We start from the raw sequence: 16,726 nt of genomic DNA, 5'->3' as shown, positions 1-16,726 counted from the left end.
GCCACCGGGGCGGTTAACGGCGGTAACGTACGTGCGCTGGCTGTGACGGGCGCTGTCGGCAAGCTGGTGAACTGGACGCTGTCCACCCACGAACGTGCNCGCACCACCTTTGGTCAAGGCCTGAGCAACGGCATGCACTGGCAAGAACATTCGATCAGCATCCACCCGATCGAAGGCCTGAAGATCGGCATGAACTACAACATCTACAAGGGTGGTGACGGTACGGCTGCAGGCGCCTTCAAGGAAAAGAACACCAACTTCGTGGTGGCCTATAACCTGGGCGACCGNTTCCAAGTGGGTATTGAACGCTCCCACCTGAACGACTTGGCCTCTACCCGCAACAGCGGCAAGGGCTGGATGATCGGCGGCTCCTACTTCATGTCCAAGTCTGCTTACTTCTACGCAGCNTGGCAGAAGGATGACTTCGCCCGCAACCAAGGCACGGTGTCCGGTGGCTACGATGGCACCAAGGCTGGCTTCATTGGCAGCTTCAGCAAGGTTGATGCAACCTATACCCGCGCGGGTTTCGTGAAGGAATTCTAACAAGCTATGACTGGGGCAGGGTCATTACCAATGGCCCTTTGCGCTAAGCATCATAAAGAGCGGCGCACCGCTCGCAAAGAATAACGGGAAAGTGCACACAATGGCGTTGCGGGGCGTTCCGTAGCGTCCAAGCTTTCCCCCCTGTATTTCCGTCCTCACAGTTGACGACTTCCGCGTCAGCTTTTTCAAGCCCGTGTCATGCACGGGCTTTTTTTTGGTTCACTTCTCCTTCAAGGTACGCGGCCTTGGTCGAGGTCTTCCCTCTGGTTGGCCGCCAGGATGGATGCCATTTGTATCCATCGCATACAAATCAAATTTGCATGTATTTTGCCGGGGCGGTTAACTCACCGCCACCAAGTCGTTGATTTGAATCGTGCATCTGGCGCAGATTCTAATATCCCTCCATTCGGCACCTCAAGTCTAGTTGATGCATATGTCAGTGCTATAGTAAAAAACGGCACAGGTGACATTTGCTGCCTTAATTGCAATAGAGCGGGTATTGCAAATCCTTATTTTTACAGCACGTTTTTTCGGAGGCCCGATGAAAATGCCTTTACGCGTCGATATGGATATGCAGAGCAAACCGCAAAAGTGGTGGATGAGTGTCGGTTTGGCGCTGTGGTTCGCTGTGCTTGTGGGGTGCGGTGGCGGGGGAAGCAGTGGTGGGAGCGCTTCCAGCAGTGCGGGGGGGAGTTCCGGCAGCCAAGGTAGTGTTTCCAGTGCCGCGAGCGCGGGGAGCAGCCTTCCTGCAACATGTTCTGGTGTGTGCAATGCGGCAACGCCTGTGTCGCCTAGCGTATCCAGTACAGGCGGATTGGGTAATGTGACTGAATACAGTACGAGCGCCAGCAACGGTGGTGCCTGCAACTACGGCTCCACCAACGTCATGTATTATGCAGCCATCAACGTCAACGTGGCTTCCGGCGATGGCCTGGGGCAATGGCAAGGCGGCAAAAGTTGTGGGCAGTGCGCACAGACGACCGTACTCACTTCGCAAGGGCTCAAGACGGTGACTGTGCGCATTATGGACAAGTGCGCAGATGCCAATTGCGGTATCGACCTGGGGGGCTCCGCTCCAGGGCAGGTCATGGTGGATGGCTTTGGGCGCTATACCGGGCAGTGGCGCTTCGTTTCTTGCAAGGGCGTAAGTGGCGTGTCGGATGGTGCCCCCTCGCTGTATGTTAAAGATGGCAGCAGCGTCTGGTGGTCACGCATCCAGGTGCGTAACCCTGCAACTGCCGTATCTTCCATCAGCTACCAGGGGGTAGGCGATACCACGGTTCAAGGTGGTTTTGCCTTTGACAGCAGTATCGAAAATTTCTACATCGTACCGACCAGCATCCTTCAATCATCCACATCACAATTCACGATTACCGTGAATTATGTCGATGGCACAACGGCAACTGTGCAGCTGACCCCCGCGCAATTGGGTAATGCAAATGCCAGCTATTCGCTGCTCTGATTGACGTGGTAGGCAGTAGGCCTTGTCCAATGATTAAGGACGTTTTGTTTTGCTGAAGGTGAGTATTTTATTATCCGATGCATCAGACTATATTCGTTGGTTTGCATGGTGATCGATTCGCACGTGCTTTTCGCATCTTGGCAAGTGTTTGGGAAATGTGAGGATTTTTGCTTGAAATGCTGTTAATGTAAATGTATTCGTGATCATTCCAAAACCATATTATGGCGTTTACAAAGGCATGCAAATGATCTTCAGATAGCGCTATGTCGCTAATTTTTCTTTTAGGCTGAGGTGGGATTTCTGGACGTAGGAATCCCAAGGGAGGTAATGGATTTGCTTGATGAGGCTCTATCCAGAATTCGGGGTGTTTCTGTGCTAATGTTTCTAGAGAGGGGCCGTCGCCGTGGCGACAGGCGTTACCGAGTAGCTGCAGGCAATCAAGCATCTTATAACTGTCGAACGAGCGCAGGTCAATTCCTTTGAGTTTGAGGAATGCCTCTTGTAAGTCGGGCCATTTGCCAGTGATAAGTTTTTTGTCTATGTTCTTTGTTTCCCATTTTAACTCATGAGCGCATGAGATCAGGTATTGCCGGAAGCTTCTTTCGAATAGGGATTGGATAGCAAGTGCAAATGACTGGATGGTCAGTGATTTCAATGGTTCCATATCCGACAAGACAAAGCAAAGGCTTATATCTTCTTGTGATTGGAGTTGCAGTTCGGCGATCTTTGCAGTGAGTCTCTCTAGTGCAGGTTGAATTACCGAATGGCTGTAGTGGTACATAGAAATCTCGTGCTTACCTAGATGAATATCTGCGTGCAGGTTTTTCCAAATGTGAGTTTCGATGTTGACCATGGAATGCATTTGAACTATGGAGTTAGTTAAGTGGCGGAGTAGAGTACGCAATTGTTGCGTATATGATCAGTATTTATCATAGCAGGGCATCTACAAAGCCGACAAACACGTAGGCATGACTGGATGGCGCCTGTGGTTATCCGAGACCCGTGACAAAAATAAAAAAGCCGACCCATGAGGTCGGCTTTGTACGGGTGGTGCAGAGTGGCTCAGTCAATCACATGTGAGGCCATGCCATCGGCAAGCTTCGGCTCAAACCACGTGGATTTGGGCGGCATGACCTGGCCGGAGTCCGCGACCGACATCAGGTCGTGCATGGTGGTGGCGAACATGGCGAAGGCAACGGCCATCTCGCCACTGTTGACGCGCTTTTCCAGTTCCGGCAGGCCACGGATGCCGCCGACGAAGTCGATGCGCTTGTCGCGGCGCAGGTCGGCAATACCGAGCACGGGGGTGAGCACGTGCTCGGTGAGTAGGCTCACGTCCAGGCGGGCAACGGGGTCAGCGGGGATCAGTTCGGGCTTGATGTTGAGCTTGTACCACTGGCCGGGCAGGTACATGCCGACCTCGCCATACACGGTGGGCTTGTGTTGGCTGGGTACGGCCTGCACGGTGTAGGCTTGGCTGATCCTGGCGATCAACTCTTCCTTGGAGAGCCCGTTCAGATCACAGACCACGCGGTTGTAGTCCAGAATCTTGAGGGCGTGATCCGGGAAGATCACCGAGAGGAAGTAGTTGTAAGGCTCGTCGCCCGTATGGTGGTGATTGGCGCTACGGCGGGCTGCGGCGACGCGGGAAGCTGCCGCAGAGCGGTGGTGGCCATCGGCGATGTAGAGCGCGGGAAGCGCCTCAAAATGCTTGCTGATTGCGGCAATCGTAGCGGCATCACGAATCACCCACAGGGTGTGGCGGATGCCGTCATCTGCCGTCGCGTCAGCGTCCGGCGTACCGGTTACGGTGGCAGCAAGAATATCGTCAATGGCCGGCGCTGCAGGGTAGGCGAGGAATACTGGGCCGGTCTGGGCGTTGAGCGCTTCGATCTGGCGGACGCGGTCATCTTCCTTGTCCGGGCGGGTGAATTCGTGGCGCTTGATGCGGTTGTTGTCGTATTCGATCACCGAAGCCGCTGCAACAAAGCCGGTTTGCACGTGGCTGCCCATCACGATCCGATAGACGTAGTAGCAGGGCTGTTCGTCACGGGCGATCACGCCTGCGTCGAGCATCTTTTGCAGGTTCTCTGCGGCTTTGGCGTAAACCGCCGGGGAGTACAGGTCGGTGCCAGCAGGCAGATCGATCTCCGGCTTGGAGATGTGCAGGAAGCTCCATGGCTTACCTGCGGCGCGGGCGCGGGCTTCGACGGAAGACAGCACATCATACGGTGGGGCGATGATCTCGGCTGCTCGGCCAGAGGCGGGGCGCAGCGCCTTGAAGGGCTGGATCAGGGGCATCGTAATATTCTCCAGATATGAATGAATAGGTTCTTAGCGCTTGGCGCGGGCGGCGACCACATCCTTGAGCGCGGCGTGAGCCTTGCGCAGCATGTCTTCAGTCGTCTCCCAGCCCACGCAGCCGTCGGTGACCGAACAGCCGTAACGCAGCTTGCTGAGGTCTTCCGGGATGGGCTGGCTGCCTTCTTCAATGAAGCTTTCGATCATCACGCCGACAATCGAGGGGCTGCCTTCGCGGATTTGATGCACCACGTCCTTGAGCACCAAGGGCTGGTATTCCGGCTTCTTCCAGGAATTGGCGTGGGAGCAGTCGATGATGACGTTCTGCGGTAGCTTGGCCTTGGTGAGCAACTGCTCGGCCAGCGACACGGAAACGGTATCGTAGTTCGGGCGCCCACCACCGCCACGCAGCACGATGTGGCTGTAGCGGTTGCCACGGGTGCGCACGATGCAGGATTGGCCTTCCTCGCTCAGCCCCAGGAAGCTGTGCGGGCGCGAGGCAGAGAGGATGCCGTTGACGGCCGCTTCCAGCGAACCATCGGTGCCGTTCTTGAAGCCGACCGGGGTCGACAATCCGGAGGCAATCTCACGGTGGGTCTGCGACTCGGTGGTACGGGCGCCAATGGCGGCCCAGCTGATCAGGTCGCCATAGTATTGCGGGGCGATGGGGTCGAGCGTTTCGGTCGCGGCGGGCACGCCGATTTCGGCGACATCCAGCAGGAATTTGCGGCCGCGCTCCATGCCTTCCTCAATATGGAAGGAGTCATCCATGTGCGGGTCGTTGATGAACCCCTTCCAGCCGGTGGTGGTACGGGGTTTTTCAAAGTACACGCGCATCACTACGTACAGCGTATCGGCCACTTCATCCGCCAGTTTCTTGAGGCGACGGGCGTAATCCAATCCGGCAATAGGGTCGTGGATTGAGCAGGGGCCGATGATGATGATCGGGCGTGGGTCTTGGCGGTCCAGAATCCGCATGATCGTCTGCCGACCTTCCAGAACCGTGGCAGCAGCGTTTTCAGAAAGGGGGATGCGGCGCTTGATATCCGCAGGTGAAGGCATTGCGTCGAACGAAGCGATGTTCAGGTTTTCAGTAGCTGGATGCGTCATGGCGTGGGGCTGTCAAAAAAACGAGGCGCAGGGCGCGTTGAAAATAAAAAAGGCCCGCAATGCGAGCCTTTTTACTACAACAGGGGTCGGAACCAACCTTGAGGTCTTGCGCGGGCGCGCCGCGCACAAGCCCTTACTTGAGCTTGGTTTCCTTATACAGCACGTGCTTGCGAACCACCGGGTCGTACTTGGTAAACTCCAGCTTCCCTGGAGTAGTACGCTTGTTCTTGTTGGTGGTATAGAAGTGGCCGGTACCCGCAGTGGATTCCAGCTTAATCTTTTCACGACCGCCTTTGGCCATTTTGATCTCCGCTATTCAGTGTGGGTCGAGGGGTCAGACCTTCTCGCCGCGCGCACGCAGCTCGGCCAGAATGACTTCGATGCCCTTCTTGTCGATGGTCCGCAGACCAGCATTGGAAACACGCAGGCTGACCCAGCGGTTTTCAGATTCGACCCAGAAGCGACGGTTCTGCAGGTTGGGCAGGAAACGGCGCTTGGTTTTGTTGTTGGCGTGGGAAACGTTGTTCCCCACCATCGGGGCTTTGCCCGTGACAATACATACTCGAGACATATCTCGCTCCGGTAGGTGGTTCCGAAAAGCCGCTGATTATACGCGGGTCAAGTGCAAGGAATCAAGCACTTCTTTTCGAACCTATTCATGATCTTACTGAGAGGGCGTGTATTGGTGCTCGTGCGCAGCGCAAAAATGCTGCTTTTGCGCCGCTTTGCACGCCATTGGTGTCCTCTCGCCACAGATCCTGACCAGGTTCTGGCAGAAACACCCTCGATAAGAAGCAGACAGTCTACTACATTTGCAGCATGCCGCGCTCGGCAAATGAAAGTGCCGGGCTGCCCGCACAGACTACAAAGTGATCCAGCACGCGCACATCCACCAGCCCCAGCGCCTGATTCAAGGTGTGGGTGAGGTGTTGGTCGGAATGACTGGGTTCAGAAACGCCCGATGGATGGTTGTGGGCGAAAATCGTGCTGGCTGCGTTGTTCGCCAGGGCAAGCTTGACTACCTCACGCGGGTAGACGCTGGTTTGCGTCAAAGTACCGCGAAAGAGTTCATGGGCGCTGATGAGCTGGTTCTGCGCATCCAGCAGCAGCACCATGAAGACCTCGTGAGGAAGGTGGGCTAGATGCAGTTGCAGCCAGTCGCGCACCGCCTGGGAGGAATCCAGCACGCTACGGGCCTTGAGCTTTTCACTGAGCGCACGCCGGGCCATCTCCATCACGGCCTGGAGTTGGGCAAATTTCGCCTCCCCCATGCCGGGAAAAGCGCGGAACTCGGTCAGTGGTGCGGCGTATAGCTGCCCCAGTCCGCCAAAATGCCCGAGCAGGTCACGCGCCAGATCGACGGCACTTTTGCCTTTGACGCCCACCCGCAGGAAAATGGCGAGCAGTTCTGCATCGGATAAGGCCCCGGCTCCTTGGCGCAGCAAGCGTTCGCGGGGACGTTCATCTTCGGGCCAATCAGTAATCGCCATGGTGTGCTTGTCCTTATAGGCGCTAGAATTGTTCTTCGGGCACCCCTCTATCGATGGGGCCATGCTATTTGCACATCGTATAACTAATCTGGATGCATTAAAGATGACAGAACTTGCAGGCAAGCGCATCGTATTGGGTGTGACGGGCGGAATTGCCGCCTACAAGGCGGCGGAGTTGGTGCGCCTGCTGGGCAAGGCTGGCGCCGAGGTGCATGTGGTGATGACCGAGAACGGCGCCCGGTTTGTGACGCCGCTGACTTTCCAGGCCCTCTCCGGCCATCCGGTGTGGCTTGATCCCTGGGATGATCGCCGTGCCAACAACATGTCACACATCGATCTGAGCCGCTCTGCTGACGCGCTGCTGATTGTTCCGGCCAGTGCCAACACCTTGGCCAAGCTTGCCAACGGGATTGCCGACGATCTCCTCTCTACACTGTGCCTGGCGCGGGATTGCCCCTTGCTGGTGGCCCCGGCGATGAACCGCCAGATGTGGCACAACCCGGCAACGCAACGCAATGTGGCTCAACTGCGCGCCGATGGTATCGAGATTCTGGGGCCGGATTCAGGCTCGCAAGCCTGTGGTGAGGTCGGGGAGGGGCGGATGATGGAGCCCGAAGCGATCCGCGAAGCCCTGATCGGATTTTTCCAACCCAAGCTGCTGGCAGGCAAAACTGTCGTGATGACGGCTGGGCCGACCTATGAGCCGATTGATCCGGTGCGCGGTATCACCAATATTTCTTCGGGCAAGATGGGCTATGCCCTGGCACGTGCCTGCGCGCAGGCTGGCGCCAGGGTGCAACTGGTGAGCGGCCCGGTGGCGCTGGAGGTGCCGCATGGGGTGGAGTGCATCAGCGTACACACCGCGCAGGAGATGTATCAGGCGGTGATGCAACGCGTAGGGGCTGCGCAGGTGTTCATTGGTGTGGCGGCGGTGGCGGACTTCCGGCCACGCCAGAGTGCCGAGAACAAGATCAAGAAAACCGCTGGGCAGGCGCCGGTGATCGAGCTGGATTTGAACCCAGATATTCTGGCTGAAGTCGCCAGTCTGCCTGCCGCGCCGTTTTGTGTGGGATTTGCCGCCGAGAGCCAGGATCTGGACAGCTACGCCGAGCAGAAGCGCAGCCGCAAGCGCCTGCCGCTGGTGGTGGGCAATCTGGTGCAGGATGGCATGGGTGGGGATGAAAACACGGTGATCCTGTATGACGACGCAGGCCGCCACCCTTTGCCCCGTGCGCCCAAATCGATTGTTTCACAAGGCATCGTGGCGCATCTTGCTACCTTGCTGGCCCAGGATGAGGCAAAGCACTGATTTTCAGGCACCAAGCTGGATGCACCCTCCTGTCAATGCACCAAGTTGGGCATGTTTGGGTGGATGAAACCTGATTTCTCTAGCCTGTTTGGGATGGCACGTTTCTCGCTGAAGTCTGTTCAGGCGACAACAAGGCCGACAGGAGAGACAGGTGGCTTTATCCCAAGAACAAAAGAGCAGCAAAGGGTTTGCGTCACGTCCGCGTTTTTATGACGAGATGACTTCTGCCGGGGGCGAAGTCCGCAGCCATTACCAGGGCTATGTAAAGTGGTTTGACGGCATCCCCGCTGATCGCATGGCCCGCAAGCGACACGAGGCAGACGCGTTGTTTCATCGCTCCGGCATCACCTTTGCGGTGTATGGTGATGAAGCCGGGGCCGAGCGCCTGATCCCCTTCGATGTGATCCCACGCATCATTCCCGCGCAAGAATGGTCGGCGCTGGCCACCGGCTTGCGCCAGCGGGTGAAGGCGCTGAACGCGTTTATCCGTGACATCTACCACGATCAGGAAATCCTCAAGGCCGGGCTGATTCCCGCCGAACAGGTGCTTGCCAACGCCCAGTACCGGCCCGAGATGCAGGGCGTGGATGTGCCAGGAGATATCTACGCCGCCATTGCCGGGGTGGATATCGTGCGCGCGGGCGAGGGCGAGTTCTACGTGCTGGAAGACAATCTGCGCGTGCCCTCCGGTGTGAGTTACATGATCGAAAACCGCAAGATGATGATGCGGCTTTTTCCCGAACTCTTTGCCAGGAACCGGGTTGCACCCGTCGAGCATTATCCCGATCTGCTATTGGATACCTTGCGTGCGGTGGCTCCCAAGGGTGTGCTCGACCCTACTGTGGTAGTACTCACTCCGGGTAGCTTCAACAGCGCCTATTTTGAACATGCCTTCCTGGCCCAGCAGATGGGCGTGGAATTGGTGGAAGGGCGGGATCTGTTTGTGCGCAATGAGCAGGTATTCATGCGTACTACCCAGGGGCCGCGCCGGGTGGATGTGATCTACCGGCGTATTGATGACGATTTTCTCGATCCGCTCGCATTCCGGCCTGATTCCATGCTGGGGGTGCCAGGGTTACTGTCGGCCTACCGGGCGGGAAATGTCACGCTCTCCAATGCCATTGGCACGGGGGTGGCGGATGATAAATCAATTTACCCCTATGTGCCTGACATGGTGCGCTTCTACCTGGGTGAAAAGCCGGTATTGAACAACGTGCCCACCTACATGCTGCGCAAGGCGGATGATCTGGCCTATGTGCTGGAACACCTGCCGGAGCTGGTGGTCAAGGAGGTGCATGGGGCAGGGGGCTATGGCATGCTGGTCGGCCCTGCATCGACGGCTGCGCAGATAGAGGATTTCCGCGCCCGGATTCTGCTTAACCCTGAAAAATACATTGCCCAGCCGACCCTGGCTTTGTCGACCTGCCCAACCTTTGTGGACAGCGGCATTGCTCCGCGCCATCTTGACCTGCGCCCCTTTGTTCTCTCGGGTAATGAGGTGCGCTTCGTTCCTGGCGGGCTGACGCGGGTGGCACTCAAGGAGGGCTCGCTGGTGGTGAATTCCTCGCAAGGCGGGGGTACAAAGGATACCTGGGTTCTGGAGGAATGAGCATGCTGTCGCGTACCGCCGATCATATCTACTGGATGGCGCGCTATATTGAACGCGCCGAAAATCTTGCCCGCATGCTGGATGTGAATAATCGCATGTCCTTGATGCCGCAAAGCGAGCATGAAGTGGAGCGCCTGTGGCTTGCCACGCTGGATTCCATCGGTTTGCTGGAAGCTTATCAACAGCGTTATGACGAAGTGAGCGCCCGTAACGTGGTGCACTTCATGGCTTTGGATCGCAAAAACCTGGGGAGTATCTATTCCTGCCTGCGTCTGGCGCGGGAAAACGCGCATGCCGTGCGTGGCACGTTGACAGCCGAATTGTGGGAAACGATCAATGCCACTTGGTTGAAGCTGCGTGAATACCAGCTTGATCCGCTGGATGCCGATGAGCTGGACGCCTTTTTTGAATGGGTCAAGTTGCGTTCGCACCAGTTCCGGGGCGTGAGTTTCGCCACCATGATGCGTGACGAGGCCAACTGCTTCCTGCGCCTGGGGACTTTTATCGAACGTGCCGACAATACCGCCCGCATTCTGGATGTGAAATACAGTTTCATCGAAGAAGCCCCTCGGCGGGATGAAGCGGGCGAGTATTACCAGTGGAGCGCCTTGCTGCACTCGGTATCGGCTTTTGAAATCTACCGCAAGGTGTATCGGGATCTGATTGTGCCTTCCCGTGTGGCGGAATTGCTGATTCTTGACCCCAGTATGCCACGTTCATTGGCCTACTGCTCGTCAGAGGTCTGCAACTTCCTGGATATCGTAGCCAATCAGCGCTCGCGCGAGACGTTGCGACGCGCGGGCGAGTTAGCCTCGGGCTTGCGTTACGGGCGGATCGACGATGTGCTGGAGGCGGGCCTGCATGCCTACCTGACCCGCTTTATCGAGCGTATCAACGACCTGGGAAATCGGATCGCCAGCGATTTCTTGCTGCCAATCACGGGCTGAAGCACGCCCTTGTTTTGTCTTGCCCGTCTGGGCGGTTGGGGCGCCAGGGCCGAAGTCGCCAAGGCTTCGGCACTTATCCCCAGCGCGTGGGACGCAAACAATTGTCGCAAGCGTTCCAGTCCAGGCCGCCGCATGCCGTTAAGCCGGATGTTTCCTGTCTCCGGGGGCGTGATGAAGGGATCAGGGCGCATCTTCCAGCGATGGTTGCAGGACCACCGCACAAGGCTGCTGGATCTGCTGGCCGCATGGGTGGCGGTGATCGCCAGTGCTGCGGCGTTGTCACGTCTGGATAACCAGGTTCTTGCCGGGTTCTGGCGGCTGACCCCCGAACTGGCGCCCGACAAGGTGCTGGTGTGGTTTGCCCTGGTCGGGTTTGTGCTGGTCATCTACGCACAGCGACGCTGGCATGAGATCAGCATGTTGCTGGCGGAAGCCGAGACGGACGTGCTGACCGGTCTGCACAACCGGCGCAAAATCGAAAGCCTACTGGCGCATGAATTCGACCGCGCCTTGCGCTATGGCCGCCCGCTCTCTGTGGTGATGATTGACGTGGACCATTTCAAGCGAATCAACGACAACTTTGGGCATGGCATCGGAGACGTGGTGCTGGCCGCAATAGCCCGTCGCGTGCGGCGCAGGATGCGGATTTCAGACCACTTTGGCCGCTGGGGTGGCGAGGAATTCCTGTTGATCTGCCCGGAAACGGATACCGAGGGGGCGATGAAGATTGCCGATCGCATGCGCCGCACCATCAAGCAGCACCCGATGCGAAAGGCCGGCGTGGTGACGGCCAGCTTTGGTGTGAGCGCCTACAGCGGCCAAGGCGACTATGACACCCTGATCCGCGAGGCCGATAGCTACCTCTACATGGCCAAGCAGCAGGGGCGCGACCGCATCATGAGCCGTCTGGTGGTGATGACGCAACTACGCACCGAAGGCAGCAATGTATTCCTTGAGATTACCCAGCCCTCCCAGCACGGGTTCAGCGATCAGCTCTCCACCTTGATGTCGACGATTGCCGCGCCCTTGCGGCGTAAGCGCTAATCAAGCCTGGCCGCCGTGGGTGGTATTCAGTGCCGAACGCATGTGTTCGACCAGACGTTTCAGCTCGGCAGCTGTGAATGAAAGGGACTGGCAGGAATTATCGACCTGATTGATGGCGGTATTGTTGCTTTCCACCGTGGCAGATATGCGTTCCATGGTGTATGCAATCTGATGCGTGGCAATCGTTTGCTGGGTGAGCATGCTTTTAACGTTGTCAGCCTGGGTTTCTGCGTTCTGGCTGGAGGAAACGATCTGATCCAGGCGCTGCCGCATGGCCTTGATCTCCTGGGTGTTGCTTTCCACATCACGCATCACCTGTTCCATGGCATGTACTGCGTCGTCAGCCGCGTTACGTACCGAGTCTATTGTGCCGGCGATGCTGCGGGTGCTCTTGGCTGTGCTCTCGGCCAGTTTGCGAACCTCGTCTGCCACAATGGCAAAGCCGCGCCCGTGTTCTCCTGCGCGGGCTGCTTCAATGGCGGCATTCAGGGAGAGCAGGTTCGTCTGATCGGCAATTTCGTTGATCAGATTGGTGATCGCGGATATTTCTCCGATGGAGGCGCTGACCCGCAAAATCAGCTCCTGTGAGGATTTCGTCTGGGCAATCAGACCTTGTGCGGACTCAAGCTGGCGGTGGATGGCTTCGTGCCCTTCTTCTGCCAGCGTTTGTGTGGCTTTGGCTGCGTGCTGGCTGTGGGTGGTGTTCTCGGAGATCTCTTCAACGGTTACGCCCATTTCTTCCACTGAGGCGGCTACATCGCTGAGTTCTTTGCCTTGGGTCTGAGTGGCGTCAACCATTCCGCTCATATCACGCTTGAGCGTCTGGGCTTGTTCGGCAACGTTCTCCGCCCCGAGCATCACATCACAGAAGGTGGCCTGCAGATGGACACGCAGGGCCTCGACCTGAAGCGCCAGCCCCACCAAGACCCCGCGTGGGCGCGGGGAGGATTCGTTCAGTCGACCTTCATCAATGCATTGCAGCGTGTGTTGCAACTGCCTGATTGGCGTAAACAGCCAGTACCGCAGGCTCAGCGGCAAGGCGATGATCAACAGCGCGGTAATGCCTGCCAGGGTGAGGCCTACAGCGCCGCCAAGACTTGCGCCAATGATGCCGAGTACAGCCGTTGCAATGCTTGCCCCCATCAGTGTTGGGAAAAACCAGTTGGTGTGCTTCGCAATCGTGGTGGCGGGATAACTGCGGCGTTTTGCGCACACATCCTGAATCAGCACCTGGGCAGTGCTGACTTGCTCGCGGGAAGGGGGTGTGCGCACCGAGATATAACCCACCGTGCGCCCGTGTTCGGTTATTGGCGTCACAAAGGCATCCACCCAGTAGAAGTCACCCGCCTTTGTCCGGTTTTTTACCAAACCCCGCCACGGCATGCCGGCCTTGAGGGTGCGCCACAAATCTGCAAAGGCCTCCGGTGGCATATCCGGGTGGCGCACGATGTTGTGACTGGACCCGAGTAACTCCTCACGGCTGAAACCGCTGATGGCTACAAAGGAATTGTTCGCATAGGTGATCTGCCCCTTCAGATCAGTCTTGGTAACAATTGGTTTGCCCGGTTCAAGCCGGATTTCATTTTGCGAAACTGGCAGATTGACCTTCATGGCTCCCTCTCGCTTGCTGGAGCGTGCAGAAGCGAAACAGACTGTGGCCCCAGCAGGGAGTGTAGAAGAGCCCCCTGAGGCACTGTAGGCTTGTGCTCTTTTGGTCTGGTGTCGGGTAGGTGCGTATCTGCAGAGAGGGCAGGAAGATGTTTGGACAAAATGCTGAAATTGTTTATAATCCTCAGTTCCCTTGCTCTACCGGTACGCATGCCGGGGAGCTGTTATCAACCCGCAAGGAGTCTGCATGCGACACTATGAAATTGTATTCATTGTCCATCCGGATCAAAGCGAGCAAGTGCCCGCAATGATCGAGCGCTACAAGGCCACCGTGGCCACGCGCAATGGACAGATCCACCGTCTGGAAGACTGGGGCCGTCGTCAATTGGCCTACCCGATCCAGAAGGTGCACAAGGCCCACTATGTTCTGATGAACATCGAGTGCGACCAGGAAACCCTCGACGAAATGGAACACGCATTCAAGTTCAACGATGCTGTTCTGCGTCACCTCACCATCAAGATGAAGAAGGCTGTTACCGCTCCTTCCCCGATGATGAAGGAAGAGAAGTCCCGCTCGCTGACGGCGCCTGCTGCCGCTGCCGAAGAGGTTAAGACGGAAGATGCTGTCTGATTCTGTGCAAATAGAGGGTGACTACGCTCGCAGTTAATACGATCAGGATTTCCGGGCGGCTCATCTCGCGTGACGCATTGCGGTGGACCCCAGCCAGACAGGCTGTGCTCGATTGCCGCATTGAACACACTTCCCGGCAGGAAGAAGCCGGGCTGGAGCGGGATGTAGGCTGTGAAATACCCGTCAGGGTAGTGGGGCCGCTGGCCCAGCAGTTCGAAAAACTGCCCCTGGGATGTGAGTTGATCGTAGAGGGCTTCTTGAATGCCCGCAGTGCGAAGATCCGAACGCCCTTGTTGCACATCAGAACTTTTGAATTGATGGAAGGAATACATCATGGCTTTTAGACCTACGACCAAGAAGAAGGACGACAGAGGTGGCAACCGTGGCCTGTTCAAGCGCCGCAAGTTCTGCCGCTTCTCCGCCGAGAAGATTGAAGAGATCGACTACAAGGATGTCGAGCTGCTCAAGGATTTCATCACCGAGACCGGCAAGATCATGCCGGCGCGTATTACCGGGACCAAGACCGGCTATCAGCGCCAGCTGTCCACCGCCATCAAGCGCGCCCGTTTCCTCGCGCTGATGCCGTACACCGATCTGCACCAGTAATCCGGGAGTCACGCGATGCAAATCATTCTGCTTGAAAAAGTTGTCAACCTCGGCAACCTTGGCGACGTGGTGAAGGTCAAGGAAGGTTACGCCCGTAACTTCCTGATCCCCACCGGCCGTGCCAAGCGCGCTACCGCCGCTAACTTGGCCGAGTTCGAAGCTCGCCGCGTTGAACTCGAACGCGTTGCTGGCGAGAAGCTGGTCGCTGCCCAGGCTGCCGCCGCAAAAATGGAAGGCCTGGCTGTTACGCTGGCCCGCAAGGCTGGTGTGGATGGTCGTCTGTTCGGTTCCGTAACCAACGCCGACATCGCCGACGTCCTGGTAGCCCAAGGCCACCCGGTTGAAAAGGCTGGCGTGCGCCTGCCGAACGGTCCGCTGAAGTTGGTGGGCGAATACCAGATCGAAGTGGCGCTGCACACTGACGTTCTGGTGAACGTCGCCATCACGGTGACTGGCGAACACTAATCTGGCCTACGCCTTGTGGCGTGAGTTGGAAAGTTCGGAAAAAGGGCTGCTTCGGCAGCCCTTTTTCATGCGCGGACGGCAGGATGGGATGAGGGTATGATTCCTGCCTTTGGTTATTTTTCCTGACGACGATTATCGTGCGGCGGGTGCAGGTTGTTATTGGAGTAGTTATGGCTCAGAAACGGCGCTACGGACAAGGCGAAGCAGGTGGGGCGCCTGACCCCGAGATTACAGCGATCAAGCTCCCTCCGCATTCCATTGAGGCGGAGCAGTCCTTGCTCGGTGGCCTGCTGCTGGATAACACCGCCTGGGACCGCGTGGGCGATCTGGTTAATGAGGCGGATTTCTACCGCGACGAGCACCGCCGCATCTTCCAGCACATCGCCAAACTCATCGAATCAGGCAAGCCTGCCGATGTGGTGACTGTGTTCGAGTCGCTGGACAAGAACAACGAAGCTACCCACGTAGGGGGCTTGGCCTACCTGGGTGAGATTGCCAACAACACCCCCTCTGCGGCCAACATCCGCCGTTACGCGGAAATCCTGCACGAGCGTGCGATTCTGCGCAAACTCGTCACTGTGGGGGATGAGATTGCCGGGAATGCGCTCACCCCGTCGGGGCGGGATGCCAATATCATTCTGGATGAAGCCGAAGCCAAGATTCTCGCCATTCGTGACGAAGGCAGCAAGCAAAACGCCGGTTTCGTCGCCATCCAGCCCGTGCTGGGGCAGGTGGTCGAGCGTATCCAGGAACTCTATGACCGCGACAGCCCCGCTGCCATCACAGGGGTTCCTACAGGCTTGACTGATCTGGATGCCATGACCTCCGGCCTGCAGGCCACCGACATGATCGTTGTCGCCGGACGCCCCGGTATGGGCAAGACCTCATTCGCGCTGAACGTGGCCGAGTCTGTGGCATTGGAAGCGTGCAAGGCCGTAGCCGTATTCTCGATGGAAATGCCAGCCACCCAGTTGGCGATGCGTTTCATCTCTTCGGTGGGGCGCCTGAACCAGCACAAACTGCGCACCGGTCAGCTCAACGATGATGAGTGGCAAAAGCTCACCTACGCGCTGGGGCGCCTGCACGAGGCCCCTATCTTTATCGACGAGACTCCGGGGCTGAACCCCATTGATCTGCGCGCCCGTGCCCGCCGTCTGCACCGCCAGTGTGGTGGGCTGGGCCTGATCGTGATCGACTACATCCAGTTGATGACGTCCCACAAAGAGAGCGACAACCGTTCGGCAGAACTCTCGGAAATCTCCCGCTCAATCAAGTCGCTCGCCAAGGAACTGCATGTACCCATCATGGCGCTCTCGCAGTTGAACCGAAGCCTGGAACAACGCCCCAACAAACGCCCGGTGATGTCTGACTTGCGCGAATCTGGCGCTATCGAGCAAGATGCGGATATCATCATGTTCGTCTACCGCGATGAGATCTATAACCCGGATACCGAAGACAAGGGCAAGGCCGAACTCATCATCGGTAAACACCGGAACGGCCCTACTGGCACCGTGGCCATGACCTTCCTCGGCGAATACACCCGCTTCGAAAACTATATACAATCTACCGGCGGATATTAACAACCCCAATCACAGAGAGAA

At 57.5% G+C, this 16,726-nt stretch carries 17 protein-coding genes; 10 read left to right on the top strand and 7 right to left on the bottom strand.

Annotated elements, in window-relative coordinates:
- The first annotated feature begins 1,084 nt into the window (after nt 1-1,084).
- The gene (locus B145_RS27550) at nt 1,085-2,005 is read left to right on the top strand and encodes an expansin family protein (RefSeq protein WP_157288405.1); all 921 of its coding nucleotides are present in this window, start codon (nt 1,085-1,087) and stop codon (nt 2,003-2,005) included.
- An 82-nt stretch (nt 2,006-2,087) separates the two neighbouring features.
- Here the strand turns inward: B145_RS27550 and B145_RS0113280 are convergent, their stop codons facing one another.
- From B145_RS0113280 to radC, 6 genes are all read right to left on the bottom strand, one after another.
- The gene (locus B145_RS0113280; protein ID WP_018607941.1) at nt 2,088-2,858 is read right to left on the bottom strand and encodes a hypothetical protein; all 771 of its coding nucleotides are present in this window, start codon (nt 2,856-2,858) and stop codon (nt 2,088-2,090) included.
- Between the two features lie 209 nt (nt 2,859-3,067).
- Nucleotides 3,068-4,306, bottom strand: a complete 1,239-nt coding sequence (locus B145_RS0113275; protein WP_018607940.1) for a DUF1015 domain-containing protein — start codon at nt 4,304-4,306, stop codon at nt 3,068-3,070.
- Nucleotides 4,307-4,339: 33 nt separating this feature from the next.
- Nucleotides 4,340-5,416: a 3-deoxy-7-phosphoheptulonate synthase gene (locus B145_RS0113270; protein ID WP_026259115.1), complete on the bottom strand. Its 1,077-nt coding sequence runs from the start codon at nt 5,414-5,416 to the stop codon at nt 4,340-4,342.
- 133 nt (nt 5,417-5,549) lie between these two features.
- Nucleotides 5,550-5,717: a 50S ribosomal protein L33 gene (gene rpmG, locus B145_RS0113265; protein ID WP_018607938.1), complete on the bottom strand. Its 168-nt coding sequence runs from the start codon at nt 5,715-5,717 to the stop codon at nt 5,550-5,552.
- A gap of 33 nt (nt 5,718-5,750) precedes the next feature.
- Nucleotides 5,751-5,987, bottom strand: coding sequence for a 50S ribosomal protein L28 (gene rpmB / locus B145_RS0113260; RefSeq protein WP_026259114.1), 237 nt, complete (start codon nt 5,985-5,987; stop codon nt 5,751-5,753).
- A gap of 235 nt (nt 5,988-6,222) precedes the next feature.
- Nucleotides 6,223-6,906 carry a RadC family protein gene (radC, locus tag B145_RS0113255; protein WP_026259113.1) on the bottom strand — a complete coding sequence of 228 codons (684 nt, stop codon included), beginning with the start codon at nt 6,904-6,906 and terminating at the stop codon, nt 6,223-6,225.
- A gap of 103 nt (nt 6,907-7,009) precedes the next feature.
- Between radC and coaBC the strand changes: the two genes are divergently transcribed.
- The 4 genes from coaBC to B145_RS27545 all read left to right on the top strand — a co-directional run bounded on the left by coaBC (nt 7,010) and on the right by B145_RS27545 (nt 11,815).
- The gene (gene coaBC / locus B145_RS0113250) at nt 7,010-8,215 is read left to right on the top strand and encodes a bifunctional phosphopantothenoylcysteine decarboxylase/phosphopantothenate--cysteine ligase CoaBC (RefSeq protein ID WP_018607935.1); all 1,206 of its coding nucleotides are present in this window, start codon (nt 7,010-7,012) and stop codon (nt 8,213-8,215) included.
- Nucleotides 8,216-8,432: 217 nt separating this feature from the next.
- Nucleotides 8,433-9,824: a circularly permuted type 2 ATP-grasp protein gene (locus B145_RS0113245; protein WP_026259112.1), complete on the top strand. Its 1,392-nt coding sequence runs from the start codon at nt 8,433-8,435 to the stop codon at nt 9,822-9,824.
- A 2-nt stretch (nt 9,825-9,826) separates the two neighbouring features.
- Nucleotides 9,827-10,771 (top strand): alpha-E domain-containing protein, encoded by a 945-nt coding sequence (locus B145_RS0113240; protein ID WP_026259111.1) that lies wholly within the window; start codon nt 9,827-9,829, stop codon nt 10,769-10,771.
- A 9-nt stretch (nt 10,772-10,780) separates the two neighbouring features.
- The gene (locus B145_RS27545) at nt 10,781-11,815 is read left to right on the top strand and encodes a GGDEF domain-containing protein (protein ID WP_157288404.1); all 1,035 of its coding nucleotides are present in this window, start codon (nt 10,781-10,783) and stop codon (nt 11,813-11,815) included.
- Here the strand turns inward: B145_RS27545 and B145_RS0113230 are convergent, their stop codons facing one another.
- Entirely contained in the window at nt 11,816-13,426 is a 1,611-nt protein-coding gene (locus tag B145_RS0113230; RefSeq protein ID WP_018607931.1) for a methyl-accepting chemotaxis protein, read from the bottom strand.
- A gap of 244 nt (nt 13,427-13,670) precedes the next feature.
- Here B145_RS0113230 and rpsF point away from each other — a divergent pair, with 244 nt between their 5' ends.
- The 5 genes from rpsF (at nt 13,671) to dnaB (ending at nt 16,705) form a co-directional block, all read left to right on the top strand.
- On the top strand, nt 13,671-14,054 hold the full coding sequence (rpsF, locus tag B145_RS0113225; protein ID WP_018607930.1) for a 30S ribosomal protein S6: 384 nt from the start codon (nt 13,671-13,673) through the stop codon (nt 14,052-14,054).
- Between the two features lie 17 nt (nt 14,055-14,071).
- Nucleotides 14,072-14,398 (top strand): primosomal replication protein N, encoded by a 327-nt coding sequence (gene priB / locus B145_RS0113220; RefSeq protein WP_018607929.1) that lies wholly within the window; start codon nt 14,072-14,074, stop codon nt 14,396-14,398.
- Nucleotides 14,388-14,660, top strand: a complete 273-nt coding sequence (gene rpsR / locus B145_RS0113215) for a 30S ribosomal protein S18 (RefSeq protein ID WP_018607928.1) — start codon at nt 14,388-14,390, stop codon at nt 14,658-14,660. The genes priB and rpsR overlap by 11 nt, the downstream gene beginning before the upstream one ends.
- 15 nt (nt 14,661-14,675) lie before the next feature.
- Nucleotides 14,676-15,125 (top strand): 50S ribosomal protein L9, encoded by a 450-nt coding sequence (gene rplI / locus B145_RS0113210; RefSeq protein WP_018607927.1) that lies wholly within the window; start codon nt 14,676-14,678, stop codon nt 15,123-15,125.
- Nucleotides 15,126-15,295: 170 nt separating this feature from the next.
- A complete protein-coding gene (gene dnaB / locus B145_RS0113205) occupies nt 15,296-16,705 on the top strand; it encodes a replicative DNA helicase (RefSeq protein WP_018607926.1) in 1,410 nt (469 codons plus the stop codon).
- Nucleotides 16,706-16,726 lie beyond the last annotated feature (21 nt).

Source organism: Uliginosibacterium gangwonense DSM 18521 (assembly GCF_000373965.1).
Taxonomy (GTDB): Bacteria; Pseudomonadota; Gammaproteobacteria; order Burkholderiales; family Rhodocyclaceae; genus Uliginosibacterium; species Uliginosibacterium gangwonense.
Note: the sequence above shows the minus strand (reverse complement) of the source record. Positions and strands in the feature narration are given on the sequence as shown.